Origin of the sequence: Pseudomonas abietaniphila (assembly GCF_900100795.1) — a bacterium.
GTDB lineage: Bacteria > Pseudomonadota > Gammaproteobacteria > Pseudomonadales > Pseudomonadaceae > Aquipseudomonas > Aquipseudomonas abietaniphila.
The window spans coordinates 21,854-45,276 of the sequence record NZ_FNCO01000008.1; the positions used below are offsets into that span (position 1 = coordinate 21,854).

22 protein-coding genes and 1 tRNA gene are annotated in these 23,423 nt (G+C 56.8%); 9 read left to right on the plus strand and 14 right to left on the minus strand.

All coding sequences use genetic code 11. The annotated features are described in order from the left end of the window. Positions 1-54: 54 nt before the first annotated feature. The 4 genes from BLS87_RS16280 to BLS87_RS16295 form a co-directional block, all read right to left on the minus strand. On the minus strand, positions 55-951 hold the full coding sequence (locus BLS87_RS16280; protein WP_074753521.1) for a recombination directionality factor: 897 nt from the start codon (positions 949-951) through the stop codon (positions 55-57). Positions 952-1,040: 89 nt separating this feature from the next. Then, the gene (locus tag BLS87_RS16285) at positions 1,041-2,042 is read right to left on the minus strand and encodes a YqaJ viral recombinase family nuclease (protein WP_074753522.1); all 1,002 of its coding nucleotides are present in this window, start codon (positions 2,040-2,042) and stop codon (positions 1,041-1,043) included. 78 nt (positions 2,043-2,120) lie between these two features. Continuing rightward, a complete protein-coding gene (locus BLS87_RS16290) occupies positions 2,121-3,089 on the minus strand; it encodes a DUF932 domain-containing protein (protein ID WP_074753523.1) in 969 nt (322 codons plus the stop codon). Positions 3,090-3,185: 96 nt separating this feature from the next. Next, the gene (locus BLS87_RS16295; protein ID WP_074753524.1) at positions 3,186-3,515 is read right to left on the minus strand and encodes a hypothetical protein; all 330 of its coding nucleotides are present in this window, start codon (positions 3,513-3,515) and stop codon (positions 3,186-3,188) included. Between the two features lie 355 nt (positions 3,516-3,870). Between BLS87_RS16295 and BLS87_RS16300 the strand changes: the two genes are divergently transcribed. The 3 genes from BLS87_RS16300 to BLS87_RS16310 are packed head-to-tail and all read left to right on the plus strand — an operon-like array spanning position 3,871 to position 8,851. Continuing rightward, positions 3,871-5,991 (plus strand): tetratricopeptide repeat protein, encoded by a 2,121-nt coding sequence (locus tag BLS87_RS16300; RefSeq protein WP_074753525.1) that lies wholly within the window; start codon positions 3,871-3,873, stop codon positions 5,989-5,991. A gap of 8 nt (positions 5,992-5,999) precedes the next feature. Then, the gene (locus BLS87_RS16305; protein ID WP_074753526.1) at positions 6,000-6,353 is read left to right on the plus strand and encodes a hypothetical protein; all 354 of its coding nucleotides are present in this window, start codon (positions 6,000-6,002) and stop codon (positions 6,351-6,353) included. Then, positions 6,350-8,851 carry an Hsp70 family protein gene (locus tag BLS87_RS16310; RefSeq protein ID WP_074753527.1) on the plus strand — a complete coding sequence of 834 codons (2,502 nt, stop codon included), beginning with the start codon at positions 6,350-6,352 and terminating at the stop codon, positions 8,849-8,851. Before BLS87_RS16305 ends, BLS87_RS16310 begins: the two co-directional genes overlap by 4 nt. A gap of 183 nt (positions 8,852-9,034) precedes the next feature. Here the strand turns inward: BLS87_RS16310 and BLS87_RS16315 are convergent, their stop codons facing one another. The 9 genes from BLS87_RS16315 to BLS87_RS16355 all read right to left on the minus strand — a co-directional run bounded on the left by BLS87_RS16315 (position 9,035) and on the right by BLS87_RS16355 (position 17,296). Continuing rightward, entirely contained in the window at positions 9,035-10,279 is a 1,245-nt protein-coding gene (locus BLS87_RS16315) for a tyrosine-type recombinase/integrase (protein WP_074753528.1), read from the minus strand. 188 nt (positions 10,280-10,467) lie between these two features. Beyond that, positions 10,468-11,568, minus strand: coding sequence for a redox-regulated ATPase YchF (gene ychF / locus BLS87_RS16320; RefSeq protein ID WP_074753529.1), 1,101 nt, complete (start codon positions 11,566-11,568; stop codon positions 10,468-10,470). A 21-nt stretch (positions 11,569-11,589) separates the two neighbouring features. Continuing rightward, complete coding sequence (pth, locus tag BLS87_RS16325) at positions 11,590-12,174, minus strand: aminoacyl-tRNA hydrolase (RefSeq protein WP_074753530.1); 585 nt, start codon at positions 12,172-12,174, stop codon at positions 11,590-11,592. Positions 12,175-12,249: 75 nt separating this feature from the next. Continuing rightward, positions 12,250-12,855 carry a 50S ribosomal protein L25/general stress protein Ctc gene (locus tag BLS87_RS16330; RefSeq protein ID WP_074753531.1) on the minus strand — a complete coding sequence of 202 codons (606 nt, stop codon included), beginning with the start codon at positions 12,853-12,855 and terminating at the stop codon, positions 12,250-12,252. 139 nt (positions 12,856-12,994) lie between these two features. Beyond that, entirely contained in the window at positions 12,995-13,936 is a 942-nt protein-coding gene (locus tag BLS87_RS16335; protein WP_037018241.1) for a ribose-phosphate pyrophosphokinase, read from the minus strand. Between the two features lie 47 nt (positions 13,937-13,983). Continuing rightward, positions 13,984-14,058: transfer RNA gene (locus BLS87_RS16340), tRNA-Gln, on the minus strand. Positions 14,059-14,093: 35 nt separating this feature from the next. Beyond that, positions 14,094-14,945, minus strand: coding sequence for a 4-(cytidine 5'-diphospho)-2-C-methyl-D-erythritol kinase (ispE, locus tag BLS87_RS16345; protein WP_074753532.1), 852 nt, complete (start codon positions 14,943-14,945; stop codon positions 14,094-14,096). A gap of 2 nt (positions 14,946-14,947) precedes the next feature. After that, a complete protein-coding gene (lolB, locus tag BLS87_RS16350) occupies positions 14,948-15,565 on the minus strand; it encodes a lipoprotein insertase outer membrane protein LolB (protein ID WP_074753533.1) in 618 nt (205 codons plus the stop codon). A 3-nt stretch (positions 15,566-15,568) separates the two neighbouring features. Further along, positions 15,569-17,296, minus strand: a complete 1,728-nt coding sequence (locus BLS87_RS16355) for a tetratricopeptide repeat protein (RefSeq protein ID WP_074753534.1) — start codon at positions 17,294-17,296, stop codon at positions 15,569-15,571. Between the two features lie 258 nt (positions 17,297-17,554). Here BLS87_RS16355 and hemA point away from each other — a divergent pair, with 258 nt between their 5' ends. The 6 genes from hemA (at position 17,555) to BLS87_RS16385 (ending at position 22,955) form a co-directional block, all read left to right on the plus strand. After that, entirely contained in the window at positions 17,555-18,832 is a 1,278-nt protein-coding gene (gene hemA, locus BLS87_RS16360; RefSeq protein ID WP_074753535.1) for a glutamyl-tRNA reductase, read from the plus strand. Further along, the gene (gene prfA, locus BLS87_RS16365) at positions 18,829-19,911 is read left to right on the plus strand and encodes a peptide chain release factor 1 (RefSeq protein ID WP_074753536.1); all 1,083 of its coding nucleotides are present in this window, start codon (positions 18,829-18,831) and stop codon (positions 19,909-19,911) included. Before hemA ends, prfA begins: the two co-directional genes overlap by 4 nt. Beyond that, the gene (gene prmC, locus BLS87_RS16370; protein ID WP_074753537.1) at positions 19,912-20,745 is read left to right on the plus strand and encodes a peptide chain release factor N(5)-glutamine methyltransferase; all 834 of its coding nucleotides are present in this window, start codon (positions 19,912-19,914) and stop codon (positions 20,743-20,745) included. Continuing rightward, the gene (locus tag BLS87_RS16375; protein ID WP_074753538.1) at positions 20,739-21,491 is read left to right on the plus strand and encodes a molybdopterin-synthase adenylyltransferase MoeB; all 753 of its coding nucleotides are present in this window, start codon (positions 20,739-20,741) and stop codon (positions 21,489-21,491) included. The genes prmC and BLS87_RS16375 overlap by 7 nt, the downstream gene beginning before the upstream one ends. Positions 21,492-21,523: 32 nt before the next feature. Then, positions 21,524-22,324 (plus strand): glutamate racemase, encoded by an 801-nt coding sequence (gene murI, locus BLS87_RS16380; RefSeq protein WP_074753539.1) that lies wholly within the window; start codon positions 21,524-21,526, stop codon positions 22,322-22,324. A gap of 112 nt (positions 22,325-22,436) precedes the next feature. Beyond that, a complete protein-coding gene (locus BLS87_RS16385; protein ID WP_074753540.1) occupies positions 22,437-22,955 on the plus strand; it encodes an acyloxyacyl hydrolase in 519 nt (172 codons plus the stop codon). A gap of 142 nt (positions 22,956-23,097) precedes the next feature. On the opposite strand, the gene BLS87_RS16390 is transcribed toward BLS87_RS16385, so the two are convergent. Beyond that, positions 23,098-23,415, minus strand: coding sequence for a YkgJ family cysteine cluster protein (locus tag BLS87_RS16390; protein WP_074753541.1), 318 nt, complete (start codon positions 23,413-23,415; stop codon positions 23,098-23,100). Positions 23,416-23,423: the final 8 nt, after the last annotated feature.

The window sequence follows — 23,423 nt, forward strand, 5'->3', positions numbered from 1 at the left end:
GACGGCTCTCCGAAAGAGCCCGACTGGCCGATAGGCTCAATCGGGGGGTAGTGCTCAGTTGGTTGATGAGGCGAGCACTTCCAGCTTGCCCGCAAGTGACTTGGTAGCTGGTTGCAGCACTTCACCCTGGACCTTGGCAGTAGTGGTTTCCGCGCTCGAATAGAACTCTTCGATCACGGCACCGGCATCCTCCTCGCAGTCCTCGAATGCGCCGTTGCCAAAGCCACGGCGTGCAGCCTCATCCAGTGCGGATTGATCGAAGCCAGCGTTTTGCCGTTGTGTGTCCAGTTCGTTGGCAGCCTGTAGCGCTTTGGCCATATCCATGCCGCTACGCACGGTGAGGTCGACATAGAAGATCGGCGTGCCATGGCTTTGCCGGGTGGATTTACCACGCAGGCGCAGTTCCAGCGGTAAGCAAGCCAGTCGATTGCCAGAAATGGCCTGGAAGTAATGCAGGCGAGCAGCCAGGGTGCGGATGCTGTTGAAACCGGTGGTGCGAAATACAAAGCTGCCGAGCGGATCGTCATCACCGATCAGCACATTCAGCCGACCATAGGGCTTGCAAGCACCGCCCTTAGCCAGTGGACAGGCGTCCGGTGAGGGGCAAGGCAGTGATTGCATGCCGTCCTGGGTAACTCGCTTACACGTCTCGCCATTACCGACGCACAACGGCCGCCCGGTCTGTCGATCAAACAGCGTGTAGTCAGCGCGAAAGTTCAGTTCCGGTTCGTTGAACAGCAGGCGCACCGGGATGCTGCGCAGTTTGTCTTCCTGGCTTTTGCGCAGCTCATCATTAAGTGGGTGCAGCAGCCAGCCGTCCTTGGCTTGCACCTGGGAGGTGATAGTGAATTGATCATCTTTCTCCGGCAGGCGTTTGCCATTTTTCTCGATGATCTTACCGATAGAAATCCGCCCAAGTACTGGCGGGGTGATTGCTAGACCTTTGAGCATGGTGGTTCTCCTTGAAACGAAAAAAGGCCAGCCACGCAGCGCTAACTGCATGGACTGGCCAAGGGAGGGAATGGTTGAGCGGGTTGGGATTAGCCGACCAAGAAGCGCCGGCTGCCTTGCTTGATTTTGCTGTATCGCGCTTGCAGATGAGGTTTGTCGCTCAGCATGCTTTCGACGTCCAAGACGGTGCTGTCCTTGGATTTCTTCCAGCTGATAAAGCCGTGGCTGAACTCCGCGCGGGTGGCATCCCCCATTGCCTGTTGCAGCATCTGCTTGAGCTGGGCCTCGCGGGTTTCCTTCTCGCTGATGGATTGGCGCACCGCCTTGAGCTCCAGGTAGGCCGCTGCTAAACCGGCACGGCCACTGAAGTCTACGGTCTGGCCGTTGTCCTCCGGGTAGAGTGCGCGCAGTGCCATTTCCGCTGAGGCTGAGCCATCAGCAGGCGGTGGCGTGTCGGTCTCGACGTAGTGCCAGAACTTACGCTCCAGCTCGATCAGGCGAGCGATCATCTGCTCATCCCGTTCGATGCGGTGGATCTCAAGCGTCTGGCCGCCCAGCAATACCGCCACATCTGCCGCCTGCTTGCCGGTGACGGCGAGCTGGTGCATTACCTGCAGCTGCACATACTCAGGCACGCCTTCTTTCCAGAGGCGTGCGCCGTTTATGCCGGCTGTCTTGCATTCAAGAATCTGTACATCGTCAGCACCGATCACCTCGCGGTCGATGTTGGCCAGCATCCACGGCAGTTCAGGATCAGGGTGTTGCAGCACGGCGTTGATGCGTCGCACCTTGTTCTTCGTGCGTTTGCTGTAATGCCAGGCCACGACCGGTTCCAGCACATTGCCCCAGTACATCGGGCTTTCTTCATCGTGCGGATCTGCCTTCGGTAACGTGGTGTCACGACCGGTTTTCTCCATCCATAGCTCGAGCTGCGACTTATAGGGGTTTAGGCCAACGGCCGCGCCAGCATCAGAACTGCCAATGCCCTGCTTGCGCACCGCCAACCAGTCTTCACGCGGTAGTTCCTTGGTACTGATCAAGCGCAGCGCCGGGCGCGGCTTGCTGGTGCTGCTCAACGGAGTAGCTGTCATAGCGTTCACCTTGCGGAAATATAAACGCCCGATCAGCAACCAGGCTGATCGGGCGTTATGGGGTGGGTAAGTAAGCGGTCAGGCGACCAGTTGAAGAGCCGTGTCCAGGGCACGTTGTTTGATCTGCGCGCCTTGGCCGAACCAGGCCGAGTCCATGCGGTACTCGTTGCTACGGGCGCGGCGTTCGTGATCGACAAACTCGGTCACAGAGTTGAGCAGGCCCCAGGCGGTGCCACGGGCAGAGTCCAACTGACTGCCACGACCACGCCCCTCATACAGCTCCTGGACCTTGCGCAGTGCACGTTCGTTGGGAAGCACCTCTGGCAGAGCGCCTGTCGGATTGGTCTCGCACAGCACATTCATAAAGAAACCCAGCGCCTCATGCCACTGCACCTTGCGCTCGGCCAGCGCACGCATGTGGTACATAAAGTCGTCCCATTGCGAGACGGCGATGCCGAGCTGTTTCTTTACCACCGTTGAATCAAAGCGCGTGTTGTGCGGCACCTTGATGGCGCGGCTGGTACCGTCCAGGGCGATGGTGAGGGTGTTGTTGCACACCACACGAACGGTGGTAGGGGTTGCTGTGGTTGCCAGGGTGCCGTCGCAGGATGTGGCAAGCAGCAAGTAGCCGTTCACCTGGTCATTACCCTTTATTGCTGCGCCCTGACCGGTACGCGCTAGCGCCCAGAACTTGCGACCGCCCTTGAGCACGCCAGCGGTTTCCAGCTCATAGCCAGAGACCTCGGTGAGATCCCGGTAGAACTCCAGCACCTCACGCGGCTGCACCGTGTGGTAACGGTTGGAGACCACCGACAGCGGTGCCTTGGTGTCCGAGCGGAACAGCACTTTCTGTTCCGGGAACGAATGGATAGCGCCAAGCGGGCCGATGCTGTCTGATTTGAAATGCACAGGGCTTTCTTGGATCTGCCAGTCCATACCGGCTTCACGTTGCCAGACTTCGATGGGTTGATTTTGCGTGAGCTGATTGCCCAGGCCGTGCCACGGAGCAGCGCCAGCGTAGGCCATAGTTTCGACGAGATGAGCCATGGTTGAGATTCCTTTGGGTGCAGGCCGGCATAAAGCGCCGCGCCCTGCGCAGCACCGTCCGGACGATATGGATAGAAAAGGTGTGGTGTGGCCAGATCAGGCCGGCAAGTTGAAGCGATGACCGCAGAGCAAGCAGAGGTTATGGGCCAATACGTGGCGGTCGAGCGTATCGCCCAGCTGCGCGCCGAGCGCACAACCGCCAACCCCGCCGGCTAGGCCACCGAGGATGGCACCTGATACATAGCCAAGCGTGATGCCGAAAGGTCCAGCGATAGTGCCAACTAGCACACCTGCTTGGCCGCCGGCCAGCGCAGCGCTGACACCACGCGCAACACCGCCTACGGTGCCGATGGCCGCGCCAATTTTCATGGCTTGATGGAATGAAGCAACTTTGGGGGAGTTACAGCGAGGACACTGCAATGACATATGTCGAACCTTCTTGGTGGTGATGTCATTGCAGTAATGTGTGGTTGAGATTTTTTCGGATCGAATGGCTGCTTTGCAGCTGCGTAACCAAAGGCGCAATGGGCTGGAGTCGGCCAAAAGTGGACCTTCATGATGGGTTAAATCCATGTCGCTATGGGGCTGACAGGGCTTGCTCAAGGTTACTAATAGCCCTCTCGGCTTTACCGTGCTGTTGACCCCAGATCGAGAGCAACAGGTCGAGAAAAGAGCGGCATAGTTAGGCGGTTGACGCGACAGCCTCCTTGAAGAAAGCCGATCCACTGTGATCAGATGGACCTTGCAAACTCAAATGCTAGGACGGGATCGGAATACGAATATGGACGTAGAAGAGCTGCTAGAAAAAGCTAGAGATCAACGTAAACGCGACCGATACGAGGAAGCAGTAATTTCTGCCAAATTAGCCACGATCCAGGATCCCGACAATGCTGATGGCTGGTGGCTTCTAGCACTGAGCAATATTTCCCTAGGCAGGAAAGAGGCTGCCCTTGAAGCTCTCAAGGAAACCAACGACAAAGCCCCATACTTTGCCCAGGCGTGGGCAAAACGGGGCAGCTTGGAGTTTGACCTAGGGGCTCCTGAGGAAGCAGCAAGCTCGTACGAAACTGCACTTAACTGTGACAATGATGAGCTTGAGGCGCTACGAGGTCTTGCTCATATCTACGGACAGAACGATGACGCTGAGAAGCGAGCGGAAGAAATCCTCGTACTCACCAAGCTCGATGAACTTCAGGGTCTCAGTTCATGGGAACTTAATCGATTAGGCATCCTACATTTCCTCAACAACCATGGCTTTGATGCCATCAAATACTGGTCGCGCAACGCGCACCAAAGCGACGACACCGCATCGTTGTTCAACCTTGGCCTCGCCTACAACATGGATGACGTTTCCCAAGACGTTGATGCGGTCGACTGTTGGCGCCTAGTCCTGCGCAGAGATGTAACTCACGAAAAGGCACCAGGCCGCATCCAGCCTGTCAAGACTCGACTTTTGGATTTGGCTCGCAAGGTTCAGTCGTCCCGAAAGTCACTCTGCCAGGCGGAAGATCAGTGGTACTCGATCTACATCAACCCTTTCCAGCTCCTGAATTGCCCGAAAGACTTCGATTTCGGTGATCTTGAACCCAAGGTTGTCCAGAAATGGAAAAAGACGTTACTTCAGGAAATTGAGCTTGAGGAGGGAAAACTACATTGGATGCCTGGGCTAACTGTCGATCGTTCAAAGGCGATTGAGTTAGCGGAAAAGTTGTCCGACATAGAGGTCGCCTCCCATCACTGGGAAGTATATAAGTGCAAGCCTCTTTTGGAATTTTTGTCAAAAGGCGACATCAACCATTTCCTTCTGGACGAAGAGTGGTCGCCCCTCGATTTTATCGAGCGAGTAAGTGTTTCCGTAGCGCTCAGGGAGTGGTTAAGCGATCCATTTTCAGCTCAGTACGACCGCATCTTTAGTAAGGCCGTTTCAGCCAGGAATGTGCCCGTCATAGAGGCATTGCTAGATGGCCGTCGCTGGGTCATGCCCTCCTATGCCGATCGCTGCTTTGAAAACGCATTACGAGAGGCGGACTCCATATTGATCCCCCTACGGGAGCTCAAGGATCAGGCAGAGGCTATTAAAGTCACTGTCAAACAGATCGAGGAGGTTCTGGAGACGCACAAGATCATCAGCATCCTGAATCTGCTGCCGCCCTACTTCCGCAACTTGCAAAATGAAGCGGTAGGTTTGGTCAGAAGCATTGCCATTGATGCGCACAACGTCCATGAAGACTCGGAACTTTCTTTGGCGATTATTGAGAAAAGTAAAGATTTTTCCTTCAAGTCCATTGAGCTGACACAGCGTTTGAAAGAAGACTTCGAAGCCATCTCTGAGATGATCAAAAAGCAACGAGAGCACGAGTCTCACTTGACCTTCGGGAATGCTCGTCACTGGAAAATTACGAAGGAAGGCGTTTCCGATAACGGTGACCTGTGCCCAGCAAATGAAATCCGAGCCTTACGCTGGGGAATAATGGTCGAGCAAAATGGTTTACATAACTATTTATTCGCCGCTAAGCGGCGGACTGGAAAGGAGTACATGGTCACATGGACATCTTCCGACCGCGTCAAACAGGATGAGCTGTTCGAAACGCTCATCAATGCCGCGTTTCACTACATCATTCCCGACGTGATGGAAAACCTCCTCGACGAGCTAAAGCGTGGCGGAACCCTGACAATTGGTCCGGTCCAGGTCACCCAATTTGGCATGAGTTTCGAATCAAAATGGCTGATTTTCAGCAGCCAAAATCAAGTGCCTTGGAGTGGGATAGATGTCGTGCTTCAGAATGGCTCAGCCATAGTAATAGACAAATTTAGAGGAAAGAAATCTCCTCCTATCAGCTTACGTGACGTTCCAAACGCCATGTTGCTCCGATTATTTCCAATGTCATTCAACCGCGATTGAGGATAGTCATGTCCATTCCCCCGCCAATTGAAATACCACGATGGACGCTTGTCGTACTGAACAGCCTTTATGAAATAGAACGAAAGCTAGAAGTTCACGGCGACCCTGGACACGCTAAACGCAACATTGACCGAATCAAGGAGGAGTTCGAACAGCAGTCCTTGATTATTGAAGATCCGCTGGGACAGCCCTTCAAAGAGACACGCACTGACCTCGAAGCCACCATTGTCGGTGCAGGCACTGAGAATCTGGTAGTCACTGAGGTCATCAAGCCTGTGATTAGGCTGGTAAATGGCCCGGTTTCACGAGTTGTGCAAAAAGGGATCGTTGTAGTACAGAGCAAGGAGGAGACATCACAATGACAAAGATGATCAATTTCGGGATTGACCTGGGAACCAGCAACTCGCTGATCGCTAAATTTGACAAAGGGTCAGTCGAGGTATTCAAGAATCCCAACGGCTTCAAGGAAACGCTCCCGTCGATCATAGGCTTCCGAAATGACCGAATCATGGTAGGTGACCAGGCTCGCACTTATGCCGAAAAGGACCCGAAGAGCGTTGCCAGCCGCTTCAAGCGAAAGATGGGAACTACAGAAACCGTAAAGATTCAGTCACTGAATGCATCCAAGACTCCGATCGATCTTTCAGCTTTTGTCCTCAAGGAGCTAAAGGGATTCGTTCATTCCGGCGAAGCAGTCGAAGCTGCGGTAATCACCATACCCGCCTCATTTGATACGGTGCAGTCAAACGCCACCAAAGACGCAGGAATATCAGCCGGCTTCAAGCATGTTGTCCTGCTACAAGAGCCGATTGCAGCTAGTTTGGCGTATGCGAACAAGGAAAAGAGCGACGACCTTCGGAACAGCCAATGGATTGTTTATGACCTGGGCGGCGGTACCTTTGACGTAGCATTGGTCAAGATTGTCGAAGGGGAATTAACGGTGGTTGATCACGAAGGTGACAACTATTTAGGTGGATCTGACTTTGACTCGATGATCGTTGAGAAGATTCTGGTTCCGGAGATCAACCGCCGCGGAAACTTCGAGGACCTTCTTGCTCAAATGAAAAGCGAGAAAGGCAAATACAACAAGCTTTGGACTGTCTTGCTGCACAAGGCGGAGGAAGCCAAGATCGAATTGAGCACCAAGGCATCCGCGGAAATCGATCTGGGCATGATTCGTGACCTTGAGGATGACGAAGGCAATGCCATTGACACCATCCTGACCATCACTCGCTCCGAATTCGAAAACGTCATCAAGGACGCAGTGGATGGCACTGTCGATATGATGAAAAAGATCCTGACGCGCAACTCCCTGCAATCGCGTGATCTCAAGTTCATCTTGATGGTGGGTGGCTCGACCTACAGTCCCTACGTTCGCAAGCGCGTTGAGGAGATGATGAACATCCCGGTCAATACATCGATTGATCCGACCAGCGCGATTACCATCGGAGCTGCTTACTTTGCGGGCAGCAAGGAATTCAAGCAGGAAGGCGCTGCGCCGAAAGCCTCGACGAATTCACAAATCAAGTTTCGTGCTGTTTACAACCGCAACTCCCAGGAAAGCGAAGAAACCTTTACCGCCAAGGTAGAAGGGCATACCGCCGGTATGTTCTATCGAATCTTAAATGACGACGGCTCCTTTGACAGTGGTCTGAAGCCCCTCACGACCCGTATCGCTGAAGATCTTCCGCTGCGAGAAGGATCCTTCAATCTATTTACCTTCAAGATCCTTGACGGCCAGAACAACATCATCGATGTTGGCTTTGATTCGATCCAGATTGCACAGGGGCGCTACAGCGTAGCCGGTCAGATGCTTCCTGAAGACATTTGTCTAGTTAAGGACGATCTTTCTAGCAAGGACACACGACTCGACCTTGTTTTTGCTAAGAACTGCGTGCTACCTACCAAAGGGAAGCGCACCGTTGAGATCGCCAAGACCATCGTCAAAGGCTCTCGTGACGCCATCACCATCATGGTCGTTGAAGGACCATCCGAAAAACATTCATCGACCAATAAGCCGATTGGAATATTGGCTATCACCGGTGAGCAAATTAGCCGTGACCTTCTTCGCGGCACAGAGGTAGATCTGACCTTCGAAATGTCGGAGTCACGAGATTTGACGGTGTCCGCCTACCTGAACGTTACTGGACAAGAGTTCTCTCAGGTCTTCAAGGGCCAGGCCCGCCACGTCGATACCCGCTTGTTGGCCACCGAGGTGCTTCAGCTCGAAACGAAGATCCAGGCAGAGATTGATGACGCTCAGGCGAACCAGAACCATGATGGCGCAGCTAAGTTGGAGAAACTGAATGACGAACTCCAGTCGCTTATCGTTGAGAGCGCATCGCTTTCTAGCGATGACGTGACCGATGATCGCTTCAAACTCGAAGACAAGAAGTGCAAGATTGCTCAAGGGATTTTTGAGCTGACAGCATCCAAGCGGATCGATGCTGCAAAAGCAAACTATCTCCAGGTCAAGTCCGATACGGCCTCCATGGTTCAAGAGTCGGGCAACGATCGCGAGCGGCATCAGCTGAAGGAAATCCTGGCGCGAGAGGAGTTGCATATCCACTCAACCAACCCAGAGCGTATTGACGCTGCGACGAGCGAATTGCAGCGACTTCACTTCCAAATCCTAGCTCGCCAGCCCGACTTCCTAGTTGGTATGTTCCAGCATCTGGAAGAGATACGGCCGACCATGAATGATCAAGCGCAGGCCAAGCAACTTATCGACCATGGACGCCGGCTGGTTGCGACCAAGAACTGGGACGATTTGCGTGATGTAAATGGTCAACTGTGGATGCTTGTTCCCGATACCGAGCGCGCAGAGGAAGACGTGCGACTCTATACCGGTATCGTTTAAGCAGCGCCGTTCGCGGCGGGTCTTCATCGGCCCGTCGCTCTACGACCGGCCGGTATGGGTCGATTTCAGGCAGTAACGACAGGCTGCTTTTGGCCGGTTTTTGCCTGTTGCTACTGGCTGCTCAGTAGTCACTTTTGGCTCGTGCAGAACTCGGCCCAGTCCGCCATCAGTATCAATGCCCATCTAAGTGCTTTCCTTTTTCCATTGATCCAGCAAATCAGCCCATTGCTGCATCATTTGTGCTCTGTCGGTCAGGTATTTCGCATGGTTGTAGGTGACGCGCACTGTATTTTGTTCGGTGTGAGCCAGTTGCATTTCGATCCAGTCTGCGGAAAAGCCCATTTCATTGAGTCTGGTGCTGCCTGTAGTTCGAGTGGCGTGTGGGCTGTATTTGCCACCCCAGCCTAGGACGTTAAGCATCTGGCGAAACGAGGCTGAAACCATAGGGCGGGTGCGGACGTCTCGGTGCGGGAACAGATGAGCGTACTTCCCCGTAACGCCTTTTAGAGCCTGCAGCATCTCCACTGCCTGCGTGGGCAGTGGGTTTATATGCTCTTTACGCTTTTTCATTCGTTCGGCAGGAATGCGCCATAGGGCCTTTTCAAGGTCAAATTCTGACCATTGAGCCTCAGCTGCTTCATTGGGCCTGCTTAGAGTCATCCACATAAGTCGGAACGCACAGAGCGTTTCATGGCGGCCACCATGGGAGTCAACGTCCCTGAGCAGCTGGCCGATCTCATCTGTGGAAAGTGCTCGCTTGTGTTGGGTTTTGTTTTTGGGTAGCGCTTTGCGCACTGGATGAACGGGGTCGGTACTGGCGCGAAGGGTGGCAATGGCTAGCTCGAAGATGCTAGACATGGTGCGTTTTGCTTCATTGGCTACTGATAGCCCGTTGTCCTTGGCGGCCGATCTTAGTACGTCCAGGATGTGTGCTGGTGTGATTGCTTTTACAGGCATGTCACCAATTTTCGGGAAAATGACACGTTTCAACATTCCAAGCCGCTTGGACTTAGTTGTTTCCTCCCAGTCTTTTAAGGCCAGCCATTCTTTGGCCACGGCCTCGAAGGTGGTTGCTTTCTCGTGGTCGCGCTTTACACGTTCCTGCTGGCGATGATGCGCAGGGTTGATGCCTTGCACAACCAGTGAGCGTGCTTTAGAGCGTGCTTCGCGCGCCTCGGAAAGCGTAAGAAGCCGGCCGTTGCGGCGATCTTCGGCCTGCTCGGATGTTTCACCCTTGGGGGCGACCACGTATTCCCCAATGGCAAATACGCTTTCCTTCCTCGTATTGCCGTCGCTCAGTTCGAATCGATAGCGCCAAGCCTTAACTCCGTTTGGCTTTACCTCAAGATAGAGGCCATTGCCGTCTGTGAGCTTGTAAGGCTTCTCCTTGGGTTTTGCAGTGCGGCACTGAGTGTCGGTAAGTGGCATATTTGCTCCGGCGCGCTATACCCGGTTAATTTTCCGGGTATGAGATTGCTATACCCGGTAGCGTACCCGGTAAAGGTGTGGATATCAATGTGCTCTGAGGGATGTTGGTGGAAAAGAAAAACCCCTTGAATCGGCTAAATTCAAGGGGTTTGGTGTCCAGCAAGATCCGATAGGATCCGAATGTTTGTTTAGACGTTGAAGCGGAAGTGCAGCACGTCACCGTCTTTGACGATGTAGTCCTTGCCTTCCAGGCGCCATTTGCCTGCTTCCTTCGCACCGGCTTCGCCCTTGTACTGGATGAAGTCGTTGTAAGCGACGCACTCGGCGCGGATGAAGCCTTTTTCGAAGTCGGTGTGGATCACGCCAGCGGCTTGAGGTGCAGTGGCACCGACGCGGACGGTCCAGGCGCGGACTTCTTCGACGCCGGCAGTGAAATAAGTCTGCAGGTGAAGCATTTCGTAACCGGCGCGGATAACGCGGTTCAGACCCGGCTCTTCGAGGCCCAGGGCTTCGAGGAACATGTCTTTCTCTTCGCCGTCGTCGAGTTCGGCGATTTCGGCTTCGATCTTGTTGCAGACCGGCACCAGCATGGCGCCTTCTTCCTCGGCGATCGCGCGAACCACGTCCAGGTGCGGGTTGTTCTCGAAACCGTCTTCAGCGACGTTGGCGATGTACATGACCGGCTTGGTGGTCAGCAGGTGAAAGCCCTTGATCACGGCTTTCTCGTCAGCGCCCATGTTCTTCATCAGGCTGCGCGCAGGCTTGCCTTCGGTGAAGTGAGCGATGAGTTTTTCCAGCAGGCCTTTCTGGACCACTGCGTCCTTGTCGCCGCCTTTGGCGTTACGCGCCACTTTCTGCAGCTGTTTTTCGCAGCTGTCGAGGTCGGCGAAGATCAGCTCCAGGTCGATGATCTCGATGTCGCGTTTCGGGTCGACACTGTTGGAGACGTGAATCACGTTCTCGTCTTCGAAGCAGCGGACCACGTGAGCGATGGCGTCGGTTTCACGGATGTTGGCCAGGAACTTGTTGCCCAGGCCTTCACCTTTGGAGGCGCCGGCGACCAGGCCCGCGATGTCGACGAACTCCATCGTGGTCGGCAGGATGCGTTTCGGATTGACGATGTCAGCCAGCGCCTGAAGGCGTGGGTCGGGCATCGCCACGATGCCGCTGTTCGGTTCGATGGTGCAGAAGGGAAAGTTCTCCGCCGCGATACCGGATTTGGTCAGGGCGTTGAACAGGGTGGACTTGCCGACGTTGGGCAGGCCGACGATGCCGCAGTTGAATCCCATGGTGTTTCCCCTCGAGTGATGTCAGGCCTTCTGGCTGTGCAGGACGCGCATCGCCTTGGCGAAGTCGCCAGCGAGTACATCCGGCAGCACGCCGAGGGCAAAGTCGATACTGGCGTCCAGTTTTTCCTGCTCGGCGCGTGGCGCACGACCCAGGACAAAATTGGAAACCATGCTGGCGTCGCCTGGATGGCCGATGCCGAGCCGCAGGCGATGGAAGCCGTTCTGGTTACCGAGCTGCGCAATGATGTCGCGCAGTCCGTTATGCCCGCCGTGTCCGCCACCCAGTTTGAGTTTGGCGACACCCGGAGGCAGGTCGAGTTCGTCGTGGGCCACCAGAATGGCTTGCGGAGGAATCCGGAAGAAACCCGCCAGCGCCGCAACGGACTGACCGCTACGGTTCATGTAGGTGGTGGGAATCAACAGACGAACGTCTTGGCCTTGATGACTGAATTTAGCCGTCAGGCCGAAATATTTGCGGTCAGCGGTCAGATTGACGCGCTGGGCGCTGGCAATACGCTCAACGAAAAGAGCCCCTGCGTTATGCCGGGTCTGTTCGTATTCGGGGCCGGGGTTTCCCAGGCCGACGATCAGTTGGATGGCGGTCACGTCAGGGGCTCTTCCTTGGGTCGAGTGTGACGGTGCAGGGCACCATCACGGGTTCAACCGGCTAGCGAGTAATAATTACTCTGCTTCGCCTTCTGCGGTGCCTTCTTCTTCCTGAACGACGCGAGGAGCGTGGACGTTAGCGATGTCCAGGTCCTTGCCGTGCGCCAGAGCGACGAATTCAACACCCTTAGGTGCTTTGACGTCGGACAGGTGAACGTTGTCGCCGATTTCCAGCGCGCCCAGATCAACTTCGATGAACTCAGGCAGATCTTTAGGCAAGCAGGACACTTCCAGTTCAGTGGTAGTGTGCGAGATCTCGCCGCCTTTCTTGATCGGTGCTTCTTCGTTGATGAAGTGCACAGGAACGGTAGCGGTCAGCTTCTGGCCAGCGACGACGCGGATGAAGTCGGCGTGCATGATGAACTGCTTGGCAGGGTGACGTTGCATCGCTTTAACGATCACGTTCTGCTTGGCGCCATCAACGTTCAGTTCGATGACGTGGCTGAAAGCAGCTTCGTTTTCGAACAGTTTGGCCATTTCCTTGGCTTCGATGGTGATCGAAGCAGCGTCTTTGTTACCACCGTAAACAACGGCTGGAACTTGTTTCGCGTGACGCAGGCGGCGGCTCGCACCTTTCCCCAGGTCAGTACGCGCTTGGGCGTTCAGAGTAAAGTCAGTCATTTTGTATCTCCAAAATAGCCATGACCGAGCGGCGTTTGCGACCAGCGCCAGACACGGTATGGGCAAAAAAGCCCCGCCCCAACAGGGAGTGTTGGGGCGGGGCGCTTTTCGTCAACGGTGTTTGAAAAGGGCAGGGCCCTTAACGGAACATCGCGCTGATCGATTCTTCATTGCTGATGCGACGCATCGCTTCAGCGACTACCGGTGCGATATCCAGTTGACGGATACGGTCACAGGCTTGTGCGGCGGCGGACAACGGGATGGTGTTAGTGACCACCAGTTCGTCCAGCACGGAATTTTCAATGTTCTCGATCGCACGGCCCGACAGCACAGGGTGTGTGCAGTAGGCAAAGACCTTGGCAGCGCCATGTTCTTTGAGGGCTTTGGCCGCGTGGCACAGGGTGCCGGCGGTATCGACCATGTCGTCGACGAGAATACAGGTACGACCTTCGACGTCACCGATGATGTGCATCACTTCAGAGTGATTGGCCTTCTCACGGCGCTTGTCGATGATCCCGAGATCCACGCCCAGGGATTTGGCAACAGCACGTGCACGCACGACGCCACCGATATCCGGGGAAACGATCATCAGGTTTTCGAATCGTTGGTCTTCGATGTCATCCACCAGAACCGGGGAGCCGTAGATGTTATCTACCGGAATATCGAAGAAGCCTTGAATCTGGTCAGCGTGCAGGTCAACGGTCAGCACCCGGTCGATACCGACGACGGTGAGCATGTCCGCAACCACTTTAGCGCTGATCGCCACGCGAGCGGAACGCGGACGGCGATCCTGGCGGGCGTAACCAAAGTAAGGGATAACAGCTGTGATACGAGTAGCCGAGGAGCGACGGAAGGCATCAGCCATCACGACGAGTTCCATCAGGTTATCGTTGGTCGGAGCGCAGGTCGGCTGAATAATGAATACGTCTTTACCGCGAACGTTTTCATTGATCTCAGCGGTAATCTCGCCGTCGGAGAACTTGCCGACAGAAATGTCACCGAGAGGGATATGCAGCTGACGTACGACACGCCGAGCCAGATCGGGGTTGGCGTTCCCCGTAAAGACCATCATCTTGGACACGCGCAGTACCTGGAGGCTTAGGGTATGCCTGGATGACTATAGGAAAATGGCAGGGGCGGCTGGATTCGAACCAACGCATGGCAGGATCAAAACCTGCTGCCTTACCGCTTGGCGACGCCCCTGTATCTGTTGCACGAGTGCCTGGCACTCGGTTCTCTTAGAGCAGTGTCTGTAACTTGCGGTGCAACATCGAGATGTTGCTGCCTTTTGCTACAAACCCTGTAAGGGTCTCTGTAAGAAGGGCCGAGACTTTATCAGCTTCAGCTTTGTTTGGGAAGGCCCCAAACACACAACTTCCAGTTCCGGTTAATTTTGCTTCGGCAAATTTACCTAACAAATTCAAAGCGTTACGAACATCTGGATAACGCCTTGCTACAACCGGTAAGCAGTCATTTCGACTGTTTCCCTTGGGAACGGGGCGCACTTTAATGGGAGGCGTGTCACGTGTCAACAGTGGATCTGAAAAAATTTCTGCTGTACTTACAGATACTTGCGGCACAAGCACGACATACCACGGTTCTTCAGGGGTTACGGGGGTAAGGATTTCGCCCACGCCCTCAGCAAATGCGGCGTGTCCACGCACGAAAACCGGCACGTCAGCCCCGAGCTTGAGCCCCAGCGCCGCGAGGCGATCTTCGTCCCAGCCCAGTTGCCAGAGATGATTAAGGCCGAGCAGGGTGGTCGCGGCGTCGGAGCTTCCGCCGCCGATTCCACCGCCCATGGGCAGCACTTTTTTCAGCCAGATATCGACGCCCTGTTCACAGCCGGATTGTTCTTTAAGTGCGCGAGCCGCTTTCACGATCAGGTTACTGTCGTGAGGAACGCCCTCGATTTCTGTCTGAAGACGGACTTCGCCATCCTCACGAAGCGCGAAACTCAGTTCATCGCCGTAATCGAGAAACTGAAAGATCGTCTGTAACTCGTGATAGCCATCCGGCCGACGGCCGAGGATGTGCAACATCAGATTGAGTTTGGCTGGAGCAGGCAGTGTCAGAAGGGGCCGGGACATGCTTACTGCCCCAGCTTACGCGGCTGCCAGTCCTTGATGACCAGCGTGACGTCCAGGTCCTGACCGTGCAGTTTCATGCGCTCGGGCAGCGTGTAGCCGTTCTGTTCGGTGTAGCTCAGATATTCGATCTGCCAGCCGTCCTGCTCCAGGTTGGACAGGCGACTGTCGCCGTCCAGTGTCAGGCTGCTCTTGCTGTCAGGTGCGGGGAGGCCGCGGACCCACCAGACCAGATGCGAAACGGGGAGCTTCCAGCCCAGTTGATCTTTGAGCAGGGTTTCCGGATCCGGCGCGTCGTAACGGCCCTGATTGGCAACTTCCAGCGACACGGCACCCGGGCGGCCGGTCAAGCGTGCCGCGCCCCGACCGAGCGGGCCGGAGAGGCGAATGTCGTAATAATCCTGACGTTGCAGCCAGAACAGCGTGCCGCTGCCTGAGTCCTTCGGCGCTCGAATGCCGACCTTGCCGTTGATTTGCCAACCGTCGAGGCTGGCAAGCTGTTCTTTGTTGGCGCGCCACCTGTTGGCGTCGCCCTTGCCTTGAACGGCTTCGTGGGGCGTGATGCCGGCGCAACCGGCGAGCAGGGCGATCAGACTGAATGCAAGTACGTGGCGCAATAACATAAATCAGAGGGTCTCAGAGCCGGTCAAGCGCTTGAGGGTGCTGCGCAGGACCGGGCTGTCAGGTTGCTGTTCGAGGGCCTTGCCCCACACTTTTCGAGCTTCACGCTGCTGACCTTTGGCCCACAGTACTTCACCCAGGTGCGCGGCGACTTCGTGATCGGGATAGCGCTCCAGCGCCTCACGCAGCAGGCGTTCGGCCTCGTCGAGATTACCCAGGCGGTAATTGACCCAGCCCAGGCTGTCGAGCACCGCCGGATCTTCCGGGTTGAGCTGATGCGCGCGCTCGATCAATTCCTTGGCCTCGGCGTAGCGCGTCGTGCGATCGGACAGGGTGTAACCCAGCGCATTGAGCGCCATGGCGTTGTCAGGCTCGCGCTTGAGAATCGCCCGCAGATCGGTCTCCATCTGCTTCAGGTCATTGCGTTTCTCCGCGAGCATGGCGCGGGTATAAAGCAGGTTCAGATCATCCGGGTATTGCTTCAGCGCTTGGGTCAGTACCTGCCAGCCACGGTCGCTCTGATTGTTGTTGGTCAGGGTTTCCGCTTCGATCAGGTACAGCTGAATGGTGTAATCCGGTTGGTCGGCGCGGGCCTGAGCCAAGCGCTTGGACGCTTCGGCGGTGCTGCCGTTGCTCATCAGAATATCGGCCTGACGCAACTGCGCCGGCAGGTAATCATTGCCTGGACCGACCTGCGAATATTCGCTCAGAGCGCTCTGCGGGTCGTTGCGCTCTTCATAGATACGACCCAGGTTCACATGGGCCGAATCGACATGGCTGCCCCGGGCAACCAGGTCTTCCAGATAACCCTGTGCTTCATCCCACGCCTTGTTTTCCAGGCAGACCAGCGCCAGGGAGTAACGCAACTCGTCGTCATCCGGGTACTGCTGAACAAGGCTCGAGAATTGGACCTTTGCGTCTTCCATGCGGTTTTGTTCGACCAGCATGCGCGCGTATGTCAGGCGCAGGCGTTTGTCGTCCGGGTACTTCTTGATGCTTTTTTCCAGCAGCGGCAGCGCTTCCTTGCCGCGATTCATGCTTTGCAGCAGGCGCGCGCGCAGCAGAATCGGTGCGACTTCGCCTTCGCCCGGCGGATTGTCTTCCAGCAGTTTCAACGAAGCGGTGTTGTCGCCTTCCTGTTGCAGCAGAAGGGCTTTGCCGAATATCAGCTGGCCGTTTTTCGGGTACTTGGCCAGCAGGCGATCGAAGCTGGTAAGCAGGCCCTTGCGGGTGTTGGAGTCGGTTTCGGCTGCCGACAGCGCCAGGAAGTCGAAGTGGGTATCACCCTGGCCTTGCAGCACCTTCTCCATATAGCGCATGGAGTCGTCATAGCGCCCGGCGCGCGCCAGCTGGATGGCGGCCGCGCGTTGAGCTTCGAGATTGGTCGGGTCGTTTTTCGCCCAGATCATCGACGTGTCCAGTGCGGCCTGATCGGCCCCCAGGTATTCGGCGATGCGGAAGGCGCGCTCGGAAATCCCCGGATCCTGGGTCTGGATCGCCTGGGTCACGTAGTTGTCCAGCGCAATGTCGAAGCGATTGCGTTGCCCGGCAAGCTCGGCGGTCAGCAGGCTGACGACCGTTTCCTGGGTGAACGAACCGTAAACCTGAGGCTTGGCTTCAGGTGCGGGCGTCGCTTCTTTCGCCGGAGCAGCAGGCTCCGTGGAAACAGGGGCCGTGGACTGACAGCCACCAAGAACGACAAGGGCAAGGAACAACGCGGAGGATTTATTCATATAGAAGAGAGGGCGGCTTACCTGCGGTTTGAAAGCATCATGACACAAGGCAGGGAGCAAACCCACAGCCCACGAGAAAACTAAAGACCCTTAATCTACGGCCTGCGCTTGGACAATTTGTCGCAGGTGCATCGCGGCGAAGCGGATCTCTATAGGGACAATAGACTGTCCTGGTCGTTCTGAATGTATTGCGGTGGTTGTCCTGAATCTATTGAAGTAGGACAATTGCCGGCTTCACGTCACCATCAGCGACCTTGAATGGCCTTTCTTGCTCTGGGTATCAACCATAAGACTGCATCAGTGGATGTCCGCGAGCGCGTGGCATTTACGCCTGAGCAGCTGGTTGAGGCGTTACAGCAGCTGTGCCGCCTGACCCAGAGTCGGGAAGCGGCCATTCTTTCGACGTGCAATCGCAGCGAGCTTTATATAGAGCAGGATCACCTCACCGCCGACGTGGTCCTGAGCTGGCTGGCCGATTATCACCATCTGAACATCGAAGACCTGCGTGCCAGTGCGTATGTGCACGAGGAAGACGCGGCGGTGCGCCACATGATGCGCGTCGCCTCCGGGCTGGATTCGCTGGTGCTGGGCGAGCCTCAGATTCTCGGCCAGATGAAGTCCGCCTATGCCGTGGCTCGGGAAGCGGGGACCATTGGCCCGCTGCTCGGCCGTTTGTTTCAGGCCACCTTCAGCGCGGCCAAGCAGGTGCGTACCGACACCGCCATCGGTGAGAACCCGGTGTCGGTGGCGTTTGCCGCCGTCAGCCTGGCCAAACAGATCTTTAGTGACCTGCAGCGCAGCCAGGCCCTGTTGATCGGGGCCGGCGAGACCATCACGCTGGTCGCCCGACACCTGCACGATCTGGGGGTCAAGCGTATCGTTGTCGCCAACCGGACGCTGGAGCGCGCAAGCATCCTGGCCGAAGAGTTCGGTGCGCATGCGGTGTTGCTGGCCGATATTCCCGCCGAACTGGTCAACAGCGACATCGTCATCAGTTCCACGGCCAGTCAGTTGCCGATTCTGGGCAAGGGCGCGGTGGAAAGTGCCCTGAAGCTGCGCAAGCACAAGCCGATTTTCATGGTGGACATCGCGGTCCCGCGTGACATCGAGCCGGAAGTCGGCGAGCTGGACGACGTTTACCTCTACACCGTGGACGATCTGCACGAAGTCGTCGCCGAAAACCTCAAGAGCCGTCAGGGCGCAGCCCAGGCAGCAGAGGAGCTGGTGAGTCTGGGCGTCGACGATTTCATGTCGCGCCTGCGCGAACTGGCGGCGGTCGACGTGCTCAAGGCGTATCGTCAGCAAAGCGAACGCTTGCGTGATGAAGAGCTGCAAAAAGCGCAACGCATGCTTGCCAACGGCAGTAACGCTGAAGATGTATTGATGGCGCTGGCACGAGGCCTGACCAATAAACTGATGCATGCGCCGAGCGTGCAACTGAAAAAGCTGTCCGCCGAAGGCCGCGTCGATGCGCTGGCCATGGCCCAGGAACTCTTTGCCCTCAATGAGGGCTCCACGGATAAACCCCCGCAATGAAAGCTTCACTGCTCAATAAGCTGGACGTGCTCAGCGACCGTTTCGAGGAATTGACCGCGCTGCTGGGTGATGCGGAAGTCATTTCCGATCAGACCAAATTCCGCGCCTACTCCCGCGAGTACGCCGAAGTCGAGCCGGTGATCCAGGCCTACAAGCAGCTGCAGAAAGTGCAGAGCGACCTTGAAGGTGCCCAGGCACTGCTCAAGGACAGCGATCCGGACATGCGCGAAATGGCTGTCGAGGAAGTGCGCGAGGCCAAGGATCAGCTCGAAGTCCTGGAAAGCGAGCTGCAGAAGATGCTGCTGCCCAAGGACCCCAACGACGGTCGCAACGTCTTTCTCGAGATTCGTGCGGGCACCGGTGGTGACGAAGCGGCGATTTTCTCAGGCGACCTGTTCCGAATGTATTCGCGTTACGCCGAGCGTCGCGGCTGGCGGGTTGAGATCCTGTCGGAGAACGAGGGTGAGCATGGTGGCTTCAAGGAAGTCATCGCCCGGGTCGAAGGGGACAACGTCTATGGCAAACTGAAATTCGAGTCCGGCGCGCACCGTGTTCAGCGCGTGCCTGAAACCGAATCCCAGGGCCGTATCCACACCTCGGCCTGCACCGTGGCGGTGTTGCCTGAACCTGATGAGCAGCAAGCCATCGAGATCAATCCGGCGGACCTGCGGGTCGACACCTACCGGTCGTCCGGTGCGGGTGGTCAGCACGTCAACAAGACTGACTCGGCGATTCGCATCACTCACTTGCCGACCGGTATTGTCGTCGAGTGTCAGGAAGAACGCTCCCAGCACAAGAACCGCGCCCGGGCCATGGCCTGGTTGTCGGCCAAGCTCAACGATCAGCAGACTGCTGCGGCCGCCAATGCGATCGCCAGCGAGCGTAAGCTGCTGGTGGGATCGGGCGATCGTTCGGAGCGTATCCGGACGTACAATTTTCCACAGGGGCGAGTGACGGACCATCGCGTGAACCTGACGCTGTACTCGCTGGATGAAGTTTTGGCGGGTGGAGTCGATGCAGTGATAGAACCGTTGCTTGCCGAGTATCAGGCAGATCAACTTGCGGCACTGGGTGAGTAAATGACCATCATCGCCAGCTTGTTAAGAAACGCTGAACTGCCGGATTCTCCGACAGCCCGGCTGGATGTCGAACTGCTGTTGGCGGCTGCCCTGGGCAAGCCGCGCAGCTTTTTGCACACCTGGCCTGAGCGCATCGTCAGCACCGAAGCCGCGCAGGCATTCGATGGTTTTCTGAAGCGCCGTCGTACGGGCGAACCGGTTGCCTACATTCTGGGCCAGCAGGGTTTCTGGAACATCGACCTCGAAGTCGCGACCCACACGCTGATTCCTCGTCCAGAGACAGAAATGCTCGTGGAAACCGCGCTGGAACTGTTGCCCAGTGCGATCCCTCATCGCTTGCTCGACCTGGGGACCGGGACGGGCGCCATTGCCTTGTCGCTGGCCAAAGATCGCCCTCAGTGGACCGTCACAGCGGTGGATCGCGTCGACGAGGCGGTCGAACTGGCCGAGCGCAATCGCCAGCGCCTGCACCTGGACAATGCGCACGTCATGCGCAGCCATTGGTTCAGCGCAGTGGAAGGTCAGCGCTTTGACCTGATCCTGAGTAACCCGCCTTACATTGCCTCCAACGATCCTCACCTCGTTGAAGGCGACGTGCGTTTCGAGCCGAGCAGTGCGCTGGTGTCGGGCACCGACGGCCTGGACGACCTGCGGCTCATCGTTTCGCAGGCACCTGCGCACCTGGAAGCCGGCGGCTGGTTGTTGCTGGAGCACGGTTACGATCAGGGTGCGGCCGTGCGTGAGTTGCTCAATCGTCATGGTTTCGAGCAGATCCAGACCCGCCGCGATCTGGGTGATCACGAACGCATCACCTTCGGACGCGTGCCGTGCTGACCGATGAAGAACTGCTGCGCTACAGCCGGCAGATTCTATTGCAGCAGGTGGACATCGACGGCCAGTTGCGCCTCAAGCAAAGCCGCGCGCTGGTGGTCGGCGTAGGCGGTCTGGGGTCTCCAGTCGCGCTTTACCTGGCGGCCGCCGGTGTGGGTGAGCTGCATCTGGCAGATTTCGACAGCGTCGACCTCACCAACCTGCAACGCCAGATCATTCACGACACCCAGAGCGTGGGACAGAGCAAGGTCGATTCGGCCATCACTCGCCTGACCGCGATCAACCCTGAAATCAAGCTGGTGCCGCACCGTGCGGCGCTGGATGTCGACTCTCTCGCCGCTGCCGTCGAGGCTGTGGATCTGGTACTCGACTGCTCGGATAACTTTTCCACCCGCGAGGCCGTCAATGCCGCGTGTGTGGCGGCCGGCAAGCCGCTGGTCAGCGGCGCCGCAATTCGCCTCGAAGGGCAACTGTCGGTGTTTGATCCACGTCGCGCCGAGAGCCCGTGCTACCACTGCCTGTACGGGCATGGCAGCGAAGCCGAGCTCACCTGCAGCGAGGCGGGCGTCATCGGGCCAGTGGTCGGCCTGGTGGGCAGCCTGCAAGCGCTCGAGGCACTGAAGTTGCTGGCCGGATTTGGTGAGCCGTTGGTAGGTCGGCTGCTGTTGATCGATGCGTTGGGCACCCGGTTCCGCGAGCTCAAGGTCAAACGGGATCCTGGCTGCAGCGTCTGTGGCGCGGGGGCTTGAATTGAATAGAGCCATGAAGGGAATCATCAGGCATGGCTAGAGACAACGACGCGCCGGTTGCGGTGTTCGACTCGGGTGTCGGCGGTTTGTCCGTACTGGGCGAAATCAGTCGTTTGTTGCCCAATGAGTCCCTGCTGTACGTCGGGGATTGCGGCCATATTCCCTACGGCGAGAAGACCCCGGAGTTCATTCGTCAGCGTTGCGTGGCCATCGCAGAGTTCTTTCGTGATAAAGGCGCCAAGGCCCTGGTGCTGGCCTGCAATACGGCAACCGTGGCGGGTGTTGCCGATCTGCGCGAGCGTTATCCGGACTGGCCGATCGTCGGCATGGAGCCGGCGGTCAAACCCGCAGCGGCTGCGACCCAGAGCGGTGTGGTGGGTGTGCTCGCCACCACCGGCACCCTGCAAAGCGCCAAGTTTGCAGCCTTGCTGGACCGTTTCGCTGCCGATGTGCAGGTAATCACTCAGCCGTGCCCCGGATTGGTGGAGCTGATTGAAACCGGTGATCTGGTCAGTCCGGAAATCCGCCAACTGCTGCACAGTTACGTTCAGCCACTGCTGGCGGCAGGTTGCGACACGATCATCCTGGGCTGCACCCATTACCCCTTTCTTAAATCGCTGCTGCGGGAAATGATCCCGGCTTCGATCACCTTGATAGACACGGGCGCCGCTGTCGCCCGGCAGTTGCAGCGTTTACTCAGCCAGCGCGATCTGCTCGCGAGCGGCCATCCCCAACCGGCGCAGTTCTGGACCAGCGGCGATCCAAACAATTTCAGAAACATCCTACCGTTACTATGGAAAAAATCTGACAGTGTGCGAAGCTTCGGTTCGTGAAAAAAACGTGAATAGCGCTGTTTTTGACTGAACTATTGTTCGCAGGCAGATTTCTACACCACGTCTGTCGATATAAAAATTTCTAACTGCACTCGGAAATGGGAAGTTTCAGATGAAGCGACTGTTTTGTTTGGCTGCGATTGCGGCCGCGTTAACGGGGCAAAGTGCGATCGCACAAGCGGATGGGGTTGAGTTTTCGGTGGGGCACACCGGCGAATCGACAATGACCTATCGTTTGGGCGCGCAATTTGATTGGGACAAGAGTTGGTGGCAAACCGGTGTGGGTCGTCTGACCGGCTACTGGAGTGGTGCCTACACGTACTGGGAAGGTGACAAGAGTTCCAGCAACAACAGCCTGTCGTTCTCTCCGGTGTTCGTTTACGAATTCTCCGGCGAAAGCGTCAAGCCTTACATCGAAGCCGGTATCGGTGCAGCGGTATTCCAGCGCACGGAAGTCGAAGGCAACAAGTTGGGCAGTGCGTTCCAGTTCGAAGACCGCTTGGGCTTCGGTCTGCGCTTTGCCGGTGGTCATGAAGTCGGCCTGCGAGCCACTCACTACTCCAACGGCGGCATGACCACCAATAACGACGGTATTGAAAGCTACGCGATTCATTACACGATGCCGTTCTAAGCGTTCAGTCGCCTGGGATAACCTGTGGGAGCGAATTCATTCGCGATTGGCCAGTACAGCCGACACCTCTTCATCGGCTGAACAATTTTTCGCGAATGAATTCGCTCCCACAGTGGTTGCAGTCCGAACGTGTGGTCACGGGTTACAAATACGCCGTCGCAATCCCTTCCCGCTCAGTGATGCACTCCGGTGCACCCATCTCGAATTCCCTGCAGATCAACGGCCGCTTGTCGTAGATCGTGCACATCATCGTGTCGCGATCCAGTGCCGCGCACCAGCCGTCGTCCAGGCGCAACATGACTTCGCCGCCCCAATCGTCGGTGTCGATAAACCGTTCAGGCACGCCCGTGTCGGTGATGAGCATCACCTCAAGCTGGCAGCAGCACGCGGCGCAGGTTGAACACGTAACCACAGGTTCGGCGGGTTCTACGGGGAGTTGGAGCAGGGGTATGGAAGTCATGCGGCGCA

What these genes read in the sequence shown, in the direction of transcription:
- BLS87_RS16280 (WP_074753521.1), bottom strand. Translation starts at nt 951, where the DNA reads ATGCTCAAAGGTCTAGCAATCACCCCGCCAGTACTTGGGCGGATTTCT.
- BLS87_RS16285 (WP_074753522.1), bottom strand. Translation starts at nt 2,042, where the DNA reads ATGACAGCTACTCCGTTGAGCAGCACCAGCAAGCCGCGCCCGGCGCTG.
- BLS87_RS16290 (WP_074753523.1), bottom strand. Translation starts at nt 3,089, where the DNA reads ATGGCTCATCTCGTCGAAACTATGGCCTACGCTGGCGCTGCTCCGTGG.
- BLS87_RS16295 (WP_074753524.1), bottom strand. Translation starts at nt 3,515, where the DNA reads ATGTCATTGCAGTGTCCTCGCTGTAACTCCCCCAAAGTTGCTTCATTC.
- BLS87_RS16300 (WP_074753525.1), top strand. Translation starts at nt 3,871, where the DNA reads ATGGACGTAGAAGAGCTGCTAGAAAAAGCTAGAGATCAACGTAAACGC.
- BLS87_RS16305 (WP_074753526.1), top strand. Translation starts at nt 6,000, where the DNA reads ATGTCCATTCCCCCGCCAATTGAAATACCACGATGGACGCTTGTCGTA.
- BLS87_RS16310 (WP_074753527.1), top strand. Translation starts at nt 6,350, where the DNA reads ATGACAAAGATGATCAATTTCGGGATTGACCTGGGAACCAGCAACTCG.
- BLS87_RS16315 (WP_074753528.1), bottom strand. Translation starts at nt 10,279, where the DNA reads ATGCCACTTACCGACACTCAGTGCCGCACTGCAAAACCCAAGGAGAAG.
- ychF (WP_074753529.1), bottom strand. Translation starts at nt 11,568, where the DNA reads ATGGGATTCAACTGCGGCATCGTCGGCCTGCCCAACGTCGGCAAGTCC.
- BLS87_RS16330 (WP_074753531.1), bottom strand. Translation starts at nt 12,855, where the DNA reads ATGACTGACTTTACTCTGAACGCCCAAGCGCGTACTGACCTGGGGAAA.
- ispE (WP_074753532.1), bottom strand. Translation starts at nt 14,945, where the DNA reads ATGTCCCGGCCCCTTCTGACACTGCCTGCTCCAGCCAAACTCAATCTG.
- lolB (WP_074753533.1), bottom strand. Translation starts at nt 15,565, where the DNA reads ATGTTATTGCGCCACGTACTTGCATTCAGTCTGATCGCCCTGCTCGCC.
- BLS87_RS16355 (WP_074753534.1), bottom strand. Translation starts at nt 17,296, where the DNA reads ATGAATAAATCCTCCGCGTTGTTCCTTGCCCTTGTCGTTCTTGGTGGC.
- hemA (WP_074753535.1), top strand. Translation starts at nt 17,555, where the DNA reads ATGGCCTTTCTTGCTCTGGGTATCAACCATAAGACTGCATCAGTGGAT.
- prfA (WP_074753536.1), top strand. Translation starts at nt 18,829, where the DNA reads ATGAAAGCTTCACTGCTCAATAAGCTGGACGTGCTCAGCGACCGTTTC.
- prmC (WP_074753537.1), top strand. Translation starts at nt 19,912, where the DNA reads ATGACCATCATCGCCAGCTTGTTAAGAAACGCTGAACTGCCGGATTCT.
- murI (WP_074753539.1), top strand. Translation starts at nt 21,524, where the DNA reads ATGGCTAGAGACAACGACGCGCCGGTTGCGGTGTTCGACTCGGGTGTC.
- BLS87_RS16385 (WP_074753540.1), top strand. Translation starts at nt 22,437, where the DNA reads ATGAAGCGACTGTTTTGTTTGGCTGCGATTGCGGCCGCGTTAACGGGG.
- BLS87_RS16390 (WP_074753541.1), bottom strand. Translation starts at nt 23,415, where the DNA reads ATGACTTCCATACCCCTGCTCCAACTCCCCGTAGAACCCGCCGAACCT.